This window comes from Qipengyuania sp. 902 (assembly GCF_051195295.1).
In the GTDB taxonomy this organism is placed as follows: Bacteria; Pseudomonadota; Alphaproteobacteria; order Sphingomonadales; family Sphingomonadaceae; genus Qipengyuania.
In genome coordinates, this window is record NZ_JBNJLJ010000003.1 from 221,218 (window position 1) to 234,925 (window position 13,708).

The window sequence follows — 13,708 nt, forward strand, 5'->3', positions numbered from 1 at the left end:
GCCGGGAAGGTATTCACCCTCCCGGCCCTTTCCCCCGTGACGATTTCGATCAGTAGCGGACGCGGGCCGACACGCCGAACACGCGTGGGTCGTTCACGAAACCGGTGTTGTTGTTGAAATCGATGCCGCCCTTCACATTGTCGGCGTCGGTGATGTTGCGCACGAAGGCCGCGACTTCGAGGCTGCCATCGGTTCGGGCATAGCCGACGCGCAAGCCGCCTTCGATCTGGTTGTTCGCGTTGAACTCCTCGCTTTCGTAGAGGAAGAAGTTCGTCGCGCCCTGATAAGCCCAGTCGGTGAAGGCGAAGATTTCGCCACCATTGCCGATCGGGACACCGTAGCGTGCGGTTACGTCCGCGATCCATTCGGGCGCATTGGGGAACGGGTTGCCGTCCACCAGCGCGCGGGTCGTGCCGGACAGGACGACGGTCGGATCGACGACGGTGCACTGCGCGCAGATGCCGACGGCGAGGTTTTCATCCTGGATCTTGGTGTCGTTCCAGCTGAGGCCGGCCGTAATCAGGAAGTCGGGCGTCACCTGGATGGCGCTGTCGAGCTCGAAGCCGAGGCCGCGGCCCTTCTCCGCATTGACCAGATGCACGAGGTTGCCCGCGCCGCCGACGGCAGAGAACTGCGGATCCTCGATCGTGTAGTAATAGACCGCGCCGTTCAGGCGCACGCGGCGATCGGCCAGCTCGGACTTGAAGCCGATTTCGTAGCTGGTGATCTTCTCCGACAAAGCGATCGAGGGCGGCGCGCCGAAGGCAACGTCGCGGCCCTGGATGGTCGGTGCGCGGAAGCCGTTGGCGACGCGGGCGAAAACGCTGGCATCGTCGCTCACGTCGAGGAAGGCGGCGAGGTCCCAGCTAAGGCGCGAGTCCTCGACTTCGCGATATTGCAGGCCGGGGCCGGAGATGAAGGATGGCGAAGTCACGCCGAATTGCTTCTCGTCATCGGTCCAGCGCAGGCCGCCGGTCAGCTTGAGAACATCGGTCACCTGCGCCGATAGCTGGCCGAATACCGCCCAGCTATCGTTTGTGTGGCGGACCGTCACCGAAGGCGGGAAGTCGAAGCCGACGGTGGTTACGTTGAAGTCGCTTTCGAACACGAACATCCCGACCTGCCAGTCCAGCGTGCCGCCGGTGTCGGAGGCCAGCCGAACCTCGTGGGTGAACTGGTCCAGCTCGATCGAGTCCTGCGTGTCGGAGGGGAACGGGATGAAGCCCGGTCCGCTCACCGGCAGGAAGGCCGCGCCGAAGCCGCCGTCGATATCGCCGCGGCTGGAACCCTCGCTGTTGGCCCAGGAGGTGATGCTGGTGACGGTGGCGAAATCGGCATCGTAATCGACGCGGATGGTCGCGATGTCGGCCTCGTATTGCGCCTGGTTGCCCGCGCCCGCGTCGTAGAACACGGTCTTGCGGTCGTAATTCTCGTTCAGCTCGTTATCGCCCGGCCCAAGGATATTGGCGCGGAATAGCGTCGAGGTGCCTTCGAGGTCGCGCAGCTGGTACGAACCCAGGATGCTCAGCCGATCGGTCGGCGTCAGCAGCAGCTGGATGCGACCTGCGAGTTCGTCATAGGCGCCATAGGCATCCTCTTCGCCGGTGAAGCCGTTGTCGATGTAATCGCCGCGGCTCTGCCACAGGCCCGACACGCGGACCGAGGCGATATCCGCCAGCGGCACGGTGATGCCGGCATCGAGCGAGATGGAATCGAAACTGCCATAGCTGATCGAGCCCTGCGCTTCGAAGGTGTCGCCGGGGCGCACGGTGTCGATCTTGACGATGCCGGCAGGCGTGTTGCGACCGAACAGCGTACCCTGCGGGCCGCGCAGCACTTCGATGCGCTCGATATCGAAGATCGGGAAGCTCTTGAGGGTCACGTTTTCGAGGACGACATCGTCCATCACCACAGACACCGGCTGCGACGCGGCAAGGTCGAAGTCTGTATTGCCGAGGCCGCGAATGTAGAAGCGCGGGGCGGCACGCCCGTTCGAGCTTTCGACGAACAGGCCGGGCACACGTGCGGCGAGTGCGGTGACTTCAGCACCGGCGTCGAAGATGGTCTTCACCGTGTCGGCATCGAGCGTGGCGGCGGAGACCGGCACGTCCTGGAGGTTCTCTTCGCGGCGGTTGGCGGTCACGACGATCGTGTTGAGCTGGCCATAGCCCTGCTGTTCGGCGCCGGTCGGCTCGTCCTGCGCGAAAGCGGGCTGCGAAGCGGCGGCGGCGAGCGCCACCAGGCTTGTACCGAACAGGCGGCGGGCACGAACGCGATGGGTCATGGAAAGGTCCTGCTTGATCCCCGCGCGATCCTCGCGAGGCGTTTGGAGGGAAAGGTCGAATACGACCTGCCACTCCATAGCCGATTCACCGGCCATTCGGGTGCTGCAATTGCGAGATGCGTCACCAATCTGTAATCTATGTTGCATCGCGGCTACAGAGTATGTCGCCGGAACAACGTCGCGATACGGCAAAAGCCTTCCCCTCATCTTGAAGTGCCGCGCGCTTCGCGGCATAGGCGCGCGCACACTCGCGCTAGCGAAAGGCAGCTCATGAAAATCCGCGTTCTCGTCAGTCTCAAGCCCGGCGTGCTCGATCCGCAGGGCCGCGCCGTGCATCACGCGCTGGAAGGGCTCGGCTTCGAAGGCGTGGAGGATGTCCGCATCGGCCGCACGGTCGAACTCGATGTGGCAGACGGCACCAGCGACGAAGCGCTGGATGAAATGTGCCGCAAGCTGCTCGCCAATACGGTGATCGAGAATTACCGCATTGAGAAGGTCGGCTGATGTCTTTCCGCGCCGCCGTCATCACATTCCCCGGCTCAAACTGCGACCGCGACATGGCGGTGGCGATCGAGCAGGTGTCCGGCAGCGCGCCGCTGCGCGTCTGGCATGGCGATGCGGACCTGCCCGACGGGCTCGATTTCATCGCCCTGCCCGGCGGCTTCTCTTACGGCGATTACCTGCGGTCGGGCGCGATGGCGGCGAACAGCCCGATCATGCGCTCGGTCAAGGCCGCGGCGGATCGCGGCGTTCCGGTGCTGGGCGTATGCAATGGCTTTCAGGTCCTGACCGAGGCCGGCCTGCTGCCCGGCGCGCTGATGCGCAATGCCAGCCAGCATTTCATTTGCCGCACCGTCCCGCTCAAGGTCGAGAACGCGCAATCGCTGTTCACGAGCGGCTATGAGGCGGGCGAGACGATCAACATCCCGGTCGCGCATCACGACGGCAATTACTTCGCCGACGACGAAACGCTCGACCGCATCGAAGGCGAAGGCCGCGTCGCCTTCCGCTATGCCGAGAATTGCAACGGATCGCGCCGCGATATCGCCGGCGTCCTCAACGCCGAGGGCAACGTCCTCGGCATGATGCCGCATCCCGAACGTGCGATTGAGCCTGCGCATGGCGGAACCGACGGGCGCAGGCTATTCGAAGCGGCAATCAAGGCTTTCGCCTGACGCTCTAGGCCCGCTTGCGGATAGACTCCGAATTGCTTCGCACGAACAGCATCCGCACATCGGTGGCAGGCATGGGGCGGCCGAAGTGATATCCCTGGATCTTGTTGCAGCGCAGGCTGCGGATCATCTCGGCTTCTTCCTCGTTCTCCACGCCCTCTGCCGTCGTGGTCATGCCGAGGCTCTCCGCCATGGCGACCACTGCGCGGATGATGGCGAGCGATTCCCGGCTCTGCTGCGCTGCGCCTTGCACGAAGCTGCGATCGACCTTGATGGTCGAGAACTTGAGTTTGCGAAGGTAGCCGAGCGAGGAATAGCCGGTCCCGAAATCGTCCAGCGCGACCGAGCAGCCGAGCGCCATGCACTGCTCCAGCGCCTTGCGAGCCACGCTCGCATCGCGCAGGAAGATGCTCTCGGTCACTTCGATCTCGAGCCGTTTAGGGTCGAGGCTGCTATGCGATAGCGCCTGCACCACAGTCGCAGCGAAGTCGGGCTCCAGCAATTGCTCTGGCGAGACGTTGATGTTGACCTTGACGTGAGACGGCCAGTTGCCCGCCGCCTCCTTGCAGGCCTCCTGCATCACCCAAGTGCCGATCGGCACGATCAGCCGCGTGTCTTCTGCCAGCGGGATGAACTTGCCGGGGCTGACGAAGCCATGCTCGCTGCTATTCCAGCGAACCAGGGCCTCGAAGCTGACGACCTTTTCGGTCTTGGCATCGACCACCGGTTGGTAGTGGAGCAGCATTTCCCCACGCTCCAGCGCCTTGCGGAGCGAAAACTCCAGCTGGCGCTTCTCTTCCGCGTTGGCGTGGAGCGACGGTTCGTAATCGCAATGCTCGGCTCCGCCTGCATCCTTCGCGCGATAAAGCGCGAGGTCGGCATTGCGCAGCAACTCCTCGACCGTCTTGCCATCGCGCGGACCCACGGCCGAGCCGACGCTGGCGCCGACATAGAGGATCTGGTTTTCGATCTGGTATGGCTCTGACAGCTGTTCGATAACGGCGCGTGCGAGACGGTCGATGCGCTTTCGATCGGAAGCATCGCGGATGACGATGGCGAATTCGTCCCCACCCAGGCGGCCACAGATCTCGCCTTCACCCGTCAGGCTTTTCAGGCGACCGGCAACTTGCGCCAGCAACTGGTCTCCGACGAGATGGCCGAGGGAATCATTGACCGACTTGAACCGATCCAGATCGATCATCAGGAAGGCGCAGCGCGTGCGCCAGTGCGCGGCATATTCCAGCGCTTCGCCCAGCGATTCATTAAGCAAGAGGCGGTTCGGCAACTGCGTGAGCGTATCGTAGCGGGCGAGGAAGGCGATCTTGTCGGATGACTCGCGTTGCTCGGTCACGTCGGAGCCGACGCCGCGGAAGCCGATGAACTTGCCCGCCTCGTCGAGCATCGGGGTGCCGGAAATCTCCCACCAACGCTCCGCGCCGCGGATATTCACCCGAATGACCAGCTCCGAAAAGGGTTCCTTGCGTTTCAGTTTCTCGGCGAATTCACGCAGCCCATCGGAATCGGCGACTCTATCCAGGTCGCGGCCCGAAATGAGGTCGAAGAACAGCTTGCCCTCGGCATCCTCGGCGCTGCAGCCCAACGCGAAGGCGAAGCGCGGCGATACCGACTTCAGGCGGCGGCGCGGATCGATCTGCCACAGCCAGTCGGCCTGGTTTTCCTCGAATTCGCGCAGGAGCATGGAGACGACTTCGCTCTTTTCGAATACGGCGGTTTCGTTGAGTCGACCGGTCACGGCAACGCGCGCATTCTCGATCGTGCCGAAGACCGCAATTAGCATCGTGAAGCCGATCACCATGGTTAGCAGCCAGTCGCCTCCCAGCAAGGCGGCAAACAGACCGCCCGTCCCCGCCGCGATCGTGAAGGCCATCGAGCCCAAAGGTGCGCTGAAGCGGCTTGCCGCATTGGCAAGGATCAGCACCGCAGGAATGCTCCACACGATCGCTAGCTGGTTGGCTCCGCCGGCTTGGGCGAAGAGCATGAGCCCGATGCCCCAGACGACGCCCTTGGCGGCGCTTGCCACGGCATGGCGCCGCATCTCCCACACGCCATAGTGAATCGTGTCGGCAAAGCGCGCAGACCGATCCTCGTCGGCCGCAAGGAGGACCGCGAAAAACAGCGCAAGACCCCAGGCTCCGATCAGCGCAAGCTCGACTTCGCCCCAAAGGATAAGGGCGACGAGGGCGAATCCGATCGCATGCGAGATGGCGCGTGCCATCATGCGCTTGCTCAACTGGGTGTATTGATAGCCGTGGATACGCGACCACTCGGCACCAGCGGGCGTCGATAGCCCGATAGCTTCCCCAATCGACATTGGTGCGATCCCGTTCGCGGGTAACTTCTCTCGGTCGCTCACCGGGAGACGGTTAACGCGCAATCGTTAGCCGCAGGTAAAGGCTCAATCGATTTTCGTGTAATTACCTGATGTTATCGCAGTTCGTTTTTCCATAAGGAATACAGCGACGAACTCACTCGACCGTGACCGATTTCGCCAGATTGCGGGGTTGATCGACGTCGGTGCCTTTGACGCAGGCGACATGATAGGCGAGCAACTGGACCGGTACGGCGTAAACGAGCGGTGCAATGAGCGGATGCACTTTGGGCATCTCGATTGTCGCCAGGCAGCCTTCGCCGGCCTGTTCCAAACCCTCGCGGTCGGAAATCAGGACCACCTGTCCACCGCGGGCGCGCACTTCCTCCATGTTGGAAACGGTCTTTTCGAACAGCGGACCGGATGGCGCGAGGACGATCACCGGAACATCTTCGTCGATCAACGCGATCGGCCCGTGCTTCATTTCGCCGCTCGCATAGCCCTCCGCATGGATATAGCTGATTTCCTTAAGTTTCAGCGCGCCTTCCAGCGCCATCGGAAAATCGGGGCCGCGGCCGAGATACAGCACGTCGCGCGCGGGGGCGATCAGCGGGGCCATCGCCGCGATGTCGTCGTCGTGATCGAGCGCGGCATTGAGACAGGCGGGAGCCTCGAGCAGGTGAGCGACCACCTCCTGCTCTTCCTCGCGGCTCATGAGGCCTTTCTTCACTGCCATATGCGCGGCCAGCGCGGCGAGCACTGCCAGCTGGCACGTAAATGCCTTGGTCGAAGCCACGCCGATCTCTGGTCCGGCATGGGTCGGCAGCAGCAGGTCGGCTTCACGTGCCATCGAACTGGTCGGCACGTTGACGACAGCGGCGATGGTCTGGCCGGCTTCCTTGCAGTGGCGCAGCGCGGCCAGGGTGTCGGCCGTCTCCCCGCTCTGCGAGATGAAGAGCGACAGTCCACCCTCCTCCAGCACAGGCTCGCGGTAACGGAATTCCGAAGCGACATCGATGTCGACCGGGACGCGCGCGAACTGCTCGAACCAGTATTTCGCGACCATTCCGGCATAATAGGACGTTCCGCAGGCGACGATGGTGACGCGGCGGACGCTGGAAATGTCGAAATCGAACTGCGGTAGTGCGACCGAATTGTCCGACTGGCGCAGGTAGGAGCCGAGCGTCTGCGCGACCACGGTCGGCTGCTCGAATATCTCCTTCTGCATGAAGTGGCGGTAATTGCCCTTCTCCACCGCAGCGGCCGATGCGCCGGAAGTGCGGATTTCGCGTTCGACCACAGCGCCGGTTTCGTCGTGGATCTCCGCCCCCTCGCGCGTGACCACTACCCAGTCGCCCTCTTCGAGATAGGCGATCTGCTGTGTCAGCGGGGCCAGCGCTAGCGCATCCGAACCCAGATAGGTTTCCCCCTCGCCATGGCCGACAACAAGCGGCGAACCACGGCGTGCGCCGATCAGCATGTCCGGATGTTCGCGAAACGCGATGGCGAGCGCAAAGGCACCGCGCAAGCGCGGCAGGACGTTGGCAATGGCTTCCTGCGGGGTGTCGCCTTCCTCGACGCGGGCGGACACGAGATGCGCGACGACTTCGCTGTCGGTGTCGCTTTCCAGCTTGCGACCCTGTTCGGTCAGTTCCGCGCGCAGTTCCTTGTAGTTTTCAATGATTCCATTGTGGACGAGAGCAAGATGCTCGGTGGCATGCGGGTGGGCATTCGTCGCCGTCGGTGCACCATGGGTGGCCCAGCGGGTGTGCGCGATACCGACATCGCCGGGCGCGGGATTGCCGGCGAGAACCTCGACGAGATTGGCGAGCTTGCCTTCCGCCCGTCGCCGGATCAGTTCGCCGCCGTCGACCGTGCAGATACCGGCGCTGTCATAGCCGCGATATTCCATCCGCTTCAGCCCGTCGACGAGCCGATCGGCTACCGCTTCCTTGCCGACAATTCCGATAATTCCGCACATTGCTTACTGTCCCCGCTTTGGCATGGCAGGTGACTTAGCGCTTCTCGCCCCGCATTCAATCGTCTTTGCCCTTCGCTACCACTGGCCGCGCCGCAGGTGTGAAGCGCCAGAGCAAGAGTCCTGCTGCGATGATGATGCCCGCACCGGCCAGCGTCGCCAGATCGGGAATATCGCCGAACCACCACCAGCCCAAGAACGTCGCGACCAGCATCTGGATATAAGTCGTGGGCGCTATGGTGGCCGCACCAGCGCGCATCGTGCCCAGATAGGTCAGCCAATGGGCCGTACTGGCCGTCACTGCGACGACCGCGCAGCGCGCGATGACCGTCCAGTCGGGCATGGTGACGCGCAGTTCGTCCACGCCGGACCAGTGGCCGCCGAGCATCGCTAGCACCAGCCACGGCATGGCAGCGGTCGCGATGAAGGCCTGCATCGACAGCGCGCTTCCCTGCCCGGCGCTTGCCCGATTGGCGACGACCATGAGCGCGAAGAAGCTGGCCGAGGCGAGCGGCAACAGCGCGACCCAGCCGAGCGCGGCGAGATTCGGGCGCAATACCAGCGCGACGCCAGCCAGCGCCACGAGGGAGGCAATCCATACGGCCGGGCGCACTTTTTCTTTCAGCAGAGGCCCGCTCAATAGTGCAACGAACACCGGCGAAACGAACGCCAGCGCCATCGCCGAAGCGAGCGGCATGACGTAAATGGCCGAGAAGAAGCACAGCGAAGCTGCCGCCAGACAGAACCCGCGTGCAGCCTGAAGCCATGGGTGGCTCGGCCTGAAGCCCGCCGGACCTTCGCTTCGCATCAAGAGTGCCGAAAGGGCCACCGCCCCGATTGCAAAGCGCAAGGTTGCCACGGCCAGCGGCGACCATTCGCCCGCCATCGTTTTGATCACCGCATCGCCTACGGACAGGGTCGCGAAACCGGCCGTCGCCAGCAGAATTCCGCGTCTCTCGTCGTCTTGCATAATCGGCCCCGCGGCTTGAACAGCATCGCCGCTAGACAATGTGTCGGTCGGTGACCAGCCGTTAACTCTCCCTCGTCCAGAGATCGTCTGCGCGCCGCATGGTTCGTCCGGCCAAACCGGCCACGCCGCAGTAGTCCATTAGGGAAAAATCAAGGTTTCCAACTTATTCACCACGACGAGAAAGACAGTCCAGGCGATCCTGCGATCGAGGGGCTGTATCGCGAACGACCAGGTTTTTCGGGGGTTTAGGCAATGAGCGCATTCGGACGGAAGAACGGACAGGCAGGCATGGCCTCCGGTGCGCGTCCGAAATTCGGCAGTGCCCGCCCAATGCAGGGCGGGACCCCTGCCCCTTCACCGACCGAGGAAAAAAGGGACAGTAACGGCGGCGAACAATTCCCGCCCCTGCCGGCAGAAGGCGGCCCGAACGACGATGCTATGGCGCGCCTGTCGGAGCGCATGAACGCCCAGCATTCGAACCAGTCCGAAGTCGGCGGTTTCGAAGCCAGCGTCCACAAGATCAAGGAGCAGGTGCTGCCGCGCCTGCTCGAGCGCGTCGATCCCGAAGCGGCGGCTACGCTCACCAAGGACGAGCTGTCGGAAGAATTCCGTCCGATCATCATGGAAGTGCTGGCCGAGCTGAAGGTCACGCTGAACCGCCGCGAACAGTTTGCGCTCGAAAAGGTCCTGGTCGACGAATTGCTCGGCTTCGGTCCGCTCGAGGAACTGCTGAACGATCCCGACGTGACCGACATCATGGTCAACGGGCCCGACCAGACCTATATCGAAAAGAAGGGCAAGCTGACGATCGCGCCGATCAAGTTCCGTGACGAACAGCACCTCTTCCAGATCGCCCAGCGCATCGTGAACCAGGTCGGTCGCCGCGTCGACCAGACCACACCGCTGGCCGACGCCCGCCTCAAGGACGGCAGCCGTGTGAACGTCATCGTTCCGCCGCTGTCGCTGAAGGGCACGGCGATCTCGATTCGTAAGTTCTCCGAGAAACCGATCACGCTGGATATGCTCAAGGACTTCGGTTCGATGAGCGAGAAGATGTGCACCGCGCTCAAGATCGCCGGCGCTTGCCGGATGAACATCGTCATCTCGGGCGGTACGGGTTCGGGTAAGACGACCATGCTTAACGCCCTGTCGAAGATGATCGACCCGGGCGAGCGCGTGCTGACCATCGAGGACGCGGCCGAACTTCGCCTGCAGCAGCCGCACTGGCTGCCGCTGGAAACCCGCCCGCCGAACCTTGAGGGCCAGGGCGCGATCACTATCGGCGACCTCGTGAAGAACGCCCTGCGTATGCGCCCCGACCGCATCATCCTGGGCGAAATTCGCGGCGCGGAATGTTTCGACCTTCTCGCGGCCATGAACACGGGCCACGACGGCTCCATGTGTACGCTTCACGCCAACAGCCCGCGCGAATGCCTGGGCCGTATGGAAAACATGATCCTGATGGGCGACATCAAGATCCCGAAGGAAGCCATCAGCCGCCAGATCGCCGAATCGGTCGATTTGATCGTGCAGGTGAAGCGCTTGCGCGACGGTTCACGCCGTACCACCGACATCACCGAGGTGATCGGGATGGAAGGCGACGTGATTGTCACCCAGAACCTGTTCAAGTTCGAGTATCTCGACGAGAGCGACGACGGGAAGATCCTCGGTGAGTTCCGCTCCTCGGGCCTGCGCCCCTACACGCTGGAAAAGGCGCGCCAGTTCGGCTTCGACCAAGCCTATCTGGAGGCGTGCCTCTAAGCGTCTAGCCCTGCATGATCGCAGGGACCGACACGGCCAGCATCCCACCGCCGAGCACTGCGAACATCACGAACAGCCCGGTCCATGGCACCCAGCCGACCTGGTTGATCTGCGTTCGTTTCAGCCGCCTGCGCTCCATGAGCGAGCAGGTACCGGCGACGACTAGCAAGGCTACGCCCCATAATGCGAGTATTTCGGCATCGCTGGCGAACAGGAGAAAGTCGGGCTCGGTCATCGCGCGCCATATGGTGGCGGCACACAAGCCTCGCAACTGCTTCGGGAACCGGATCGGGAATTGGTCGTTATGACCTTCAAGCTCGCTGTTGGGCCTTTCGGGAAAGGACAGGACATGCTGAAAAAGATCCTGCTTGCATTTGGAATTACCACGATGGCGCTGACCGCCACGGCCTGCAACACGGTCCGCGGTGTCGGACAGGATATCGAGTCCGTCGGCGATGCCGGGGACGAAGTCATCTGACCCGAACTCTATCAAAGAGTTTTCAAGACGCCCGCCCCTCACCGGCGGGCGTTTTCCTTTGCGGAGCAGATTACGGTTGTCGGCGGTACACTACGGTGAGATTGTTCGCTGGCATGGGATAGCGTTTGGTGCGCGTGAATCCGCGGGCTTGGGCAAGCTGGTCAACGTCCGACAGATTTCGCAAACCCCATGAAGAATTGCGGGCGTTCAGGCTTTCGTCGAAGGCGATATTCGATGACGCGGTTGCGACGTCATCCTCGACAAAAGGGCCGTAAAGTATCAGCGGATACTCGGCATCGAGGACTGTGGCCGCATGCCGCACCAGACCCTCGGTAGCGCACCATGGGCTGATATGGATCATATTGATGCAGAGCACGGCCGCCGCGCTCGACACAGGCCAAGCCTCTGCTGCTGCGTCCATCTTCACCGGCAATCGCAAATTGTCCGGCCCTTCCTCCTCGCGCCACGCCGCGATCGATGCGATCGCTTCGTTATCGGGATCGCTCGGCTGCCAGTCGAGCCCCGGAAATCGCAGCGCGAAGGCCAGCGCATGCTCGCCGGACCCGCTCGCGATTTCGAGCACCAGCCCGCTCTCGGGCAATTCCTCTGCCAAAACGTCGCCGATGGGCTGGACATTGCGCCCGGCCGCAGGTGCATACCGCTTCAATTGACCGCCCGATCGCGCCCTACCCAATAGGGTGCGCGGAGCTCACGGCGCAGGATCTTGCCGCTCGCATTGCGCGGCATGACCTCGATCACATCGACCGTCTTGGGCACCTTGAAGCCTGCCAGCCGCTCGCGCGTGAAGGCAATGATGTCCGCCGGATCAACTTTGCTGCCGGGCTTTGGCACCACGCAAGCCTTCACCGCCTCGCCCCAGGTATCGTCGGGCACGCCAACCACGGCGACTTCCGCAACCGCCGGATGGCCATAGATCGCGCTTTCGACCTGCGCAGGATAGACATTTTCGCCGCCGGAAATGATCATGTCCTTGATGCGATCCTGGATGAAGACATAACCGTCTTCGTCCATATAGGCTGCATCGCCGGTGTGCATCCAGCCGTCGATCAGCGAGGACGACGTCGCTTCCGGCAGGTTCCAATAGCCTGCCATGTTCGACGGGCTCTTGCAGACCAGCTCGCCGACTTCGCCGCGAGGCAATTCCTCGCCATCCTCGCCGACGACCTTGAGTTCGGCACCCGGCACGGCCTTGCCCGCCGATTTCATCCGCTGGTTGCCCTCGAGACTATGATCCTCGGGCGGCAGCATCGCGATGGTGCCGGTCGTCTCCGTCATGCCGTAGCATTGCAGGAAGCCTGCATCGGGTATCGTCTGCACCGCCTCGCGCAGCAGGTCGAGCGGGATCGGCGCCGCGCCATACATGACGTATTTCACGCCGGACATGTCGGTATCCTTCGCGCGTGGGTGCTGGATCACCATTTGCAGCGCGGCCGGCACGATGAAGAGCCGGGTGATGCCCTGCTCGAACCCGTCGAGCACGCCGTCGGGCGTGAATTCGGCCTGGACGATGGCGCGGATGCCCGCCGCCATCGCCATGATGCCGAGGCCGGTTCCGCCGATATGCGCGCAGGGCATGCAGACGAGGATTGCTTCGTCGTCATCCCAGCTCGACCACGGCTGCGCCGCCTCCTCTGCCGGAACGCGCAGCGAGAAGAGGTTGGCATTGGTCAGCACTGCGCCCTTGGGGTTACCCGTGGTGCCCGAGGTGTAGAGCTGGAGGATGGCGTCGTCGGGACCGGCCGGCTCGAACTCTGCCGGTTGGGCCGCTTCGATTTCCGCAAGCGCGCTGGGCGTGTCGACCACTTCGGGCGCGCTGTCCATCTGGCCGCAAGCCTTGGCGGCAAGCTCGTCGAACCCGTTGTCGATGAAGAGCAACTTCGCGCCCGTGTCGCCGAGGATGTAGGCGATCTCCGGCGCGGCGAGTCGCCAGCCGATCGGCACCATCACCGCACCCAGCCGCGCGGCGGAGTAGAACAGCTCGAAATAATGGCGCGCGTTCTTGCCGAGCCAGGCGATCCGGTCACCCTTCGCAATGCCATGCGCAGCCAGCATCGCGACGATCTTGCGCGAGCGCAGTTCGAGTTCGCTGAAGGTCAGCGCTTTGCCATCCTGTTCCAGCGCAACGGTATCGGGCTTCTCTTCCGCCCAGTGTCGCATCAGGTCATCGAATGTGAGTTTGTCCGTTGCCGACATATGTCCTCTCCGCTGTTATCAGCCTTGATGAACATCATGCCACATACGTTGCGTTGCGCAACCTGCTATTGCCATCGTCCCTGCTTGCGGGCGCTTCGCTCCCGGATTATGAGCCACAGGAACAGGCCGAGCGGCCCTGCAAGAAAGGTCGCGAGCAGGATCGGTGCCTGCACGATGCGCGAGAACCCCTTGGCATCCGCATCGCGCGCGATCCAAAGACCGACGAAGAGATCGAAAGCTAGGTAGTGGACCCAGCCCACGGTCACGCCGGCCTCGGTTGCGAAGATCGTCCGAACGCCTTCGAGCGTGGTGAAGTCGGGCGCGGCGCCATTTCCGCCACCGTCGAGCAAGCCGCTGAACAGTCCGATCACGCAGACCGCATAGGTCAAGCAAAGTAGGCCGACACCGAGATAGAGAACGGCGGCAAGCAAAGCTGGCCAGCGTGGCAAGGCGATCAGGCCGATCCACATGATTAGTGCGAGACCGTTCGCCAGTCCGAAAAGCGTCTCCCACATGACGGTC

The 13,708-nt window shown here is 63.0% G+C and carries 12 protein-coding genes; 4 read left to right on the top strand and 8 right to left on the bottom strand.

Translation table 11 applies throughout. The features are described 5' to 3' along the window. Nucleotides 1-49: 49 nt before the first annotated feature. Nucleotides 50-2,380 (bottom strand): TonB-dependent receptor, encoded by a 2,331-nt coding sequence (locus ACSH0F_RS10705; RefSeq protein ID WP_435202613.1) that lies wholly within the window; start codon nucleotides 2,378-2,380, stop codon nucleotides 50-52. A gap of 174 nt (nucleotides 2,381-2,554) precedes the next feature. Here ACSH0F_RS10705 and purS point away from each other — a divergent pair, with 174 nt between their 5' ends. Together purS and purQ are read left to right on the top strand one after the other, a co-directional pair. Beyond that, nucleotides 2,555-2,788 (top strand): phosphoribosylformylglycinamidine synthase subunit PurS, encoded by a 234-nt coding sequence (purS, locus tag ACSH0F_RS10710; protein WP_435202615.1) that lies wholly within the window; start codon nucleotides 2,555-2,557, stop codon nucleotides 2,786-2,788. Further along, the gene (gene purQ, locus ACSH0F_RS10715) at nucleotides 2,788-3,459 is read left to right on the top strand and encodes a phosphoribosylformylglycinamidine synthase subunit PurQ (RefSeq protein ID WP_435202617.1); all 672 of its coding nucleotides are present in this window, start codon (nucleotides 2,788-2,790) and stop codon (nucleotides 3,457-3,459) included. Before purS ends, purQ begins: the two co-directional genes overlap by 1 nt. 4 nt (nucleotides 3,460-3,463) lie before the next feature. Here purQ and ACSH0F_RS10720 read toward each other — a convergent pair whose 3' ends face one another. The 3 genes from ACSH0F_RS10720 to ACSH0F_RS10730 form a co-directional block, all read right to left on the bottom strand. Next, on the bottom strand, nucleotides 3,464-5,788 hold the full coding sequence (locus ACSH0F_RS10720; RefSeq protein ID WP_435202619.1) for a putative bifunctional diguanylate cyclase/phosphodiesterase: 2,325 nt from the start codon (nucleotides 5,786-5,788) through the stop codon (nucleotides 3,464-3,466). A 154-nt stretch (nucleotides 5,789-5,942) separates the two neighbouring features. Beyond that, entirely contained in the window at nucleotides 5,943-7,766 is a 1,824-nt protein-coding gene (gene glmS / locus ACSH0F_RS10725; RefSeq protein WP_435202621.1) for a glutamine--fructose-6-phosphate transaminase (isomerizing), read from the bottom strand. A gap of 55 nt (nucleotides 7,767-7,821) precedes the next feature. Further along, a complete protein-coding gene (locus tag ACSH0F_RS10730) occupies nucleotides 7,822-8,733 on the bottom strand; it encodes a DMT family transporter (RefSeq protein WP_435202623.1) in 912 nt (303 codons plus the stop codon). 252 nt (nucleotides 8,734-8,985) lie between these two features. On the opposite strand from ACSH0F_RS10730, the gene ACSH0F_RS10735 reads away from it, so the two are divergent. Then, on the top strand, nucleotides 8,986-10,494 hold the full coding sequence (locus ACSH0F_RS10735) for a CpaF family protein (RefSeq protein WP_435202625.1): 1,509 nt from the start codon (nucleotides 8,986-8,988) through the stop codon (nucleotides 10,492-10,494). 4 nt (nucleotides 10,495-10,498) lie between these two features. Here the strand turns inward: ACSH0F_RS10735 and ACSH0F_RS10740 are convergent, their stop codons facing one another. Beyond that, nucleotides 10,499-10,729 carry a hypothetical protein gene (locus tag ACSH0F_RS10740; RefSeq protein ID WP_435202627.1) on the bottom strand — a complete coding sequence of 77 codons (231 nt, stop codon included), beginning with the start codon at nucleotides 10,727-10,729 and terminating at the stop codon, nucleotides 10,499-10,501. 69 nt (nucleotides 10,730-10,798) lie between these two features. Here ACSH0F_RS10740 and ACSH0F_RS10745 point away from each other — a divergent pair, with 69 nt between their 5' ends. After that, entirely contained in the window at nucleotides 10,799-10,972 is a 174-nt protein-coding gene (locus ACSH0F_RS10745) for an entericidin A/B family lipoprotein (RefSeq protein WP_435202629.1), read from the top strand. Between the two features lie 70 nt (nucleotides 10,973-11,042). Here the strand turns inward: ACSH0F_RS10745 and ACSH0F_RS10750 are convergent, their stop codons facing one another. The 3 genes from ACSH0F_RS10750 to ACSH0F_RS10760 form a co-directional block, all read right to left on the bottom strand. Beyond that, nucleotides 11,043-11,639, bottom strand: a complete 597-nt coding sequence (locus tag ACSH0F_RS10750; protein ID WP_435202631.1) for a DUF938 domain-containing protein — start codon at nucleotides 11,637-11,639, stop codon at nucleotides 11,043-11,045. After that, nucleotides 11,636-13,186, bottom strand: coding sequence for a long-chain-fatty-acid--CoA ligase (locus ACSH0F_RS10755; RefSeq protein ID WP_435202633.1), 1,551 nt, complete (start codon nucleotides 13,184-13,186; stop codon nucleotides 11,636-11,638). Before ACSH0F_RS10755 ends, ACSH0F_RS10750 begins: the two co-directional genes overlap by 4 nt. 65 nt (nucleotides 13,187-13,251) lie before the next feature. Beyond that, nucleotides 13,252-13,701, bottom strand: coding sequence for an ABA4-like family protein (locus ACSH0F_RS10760; RefSeq protein WP_435202634.1), 450 nt, complete (start codon nucleotides 13,699-13,701; stop codon nucleotides 13,252-13,254). Between the last annotated feature and the right edge of the window lie 7 nt (nucleotides 13,702-13,708).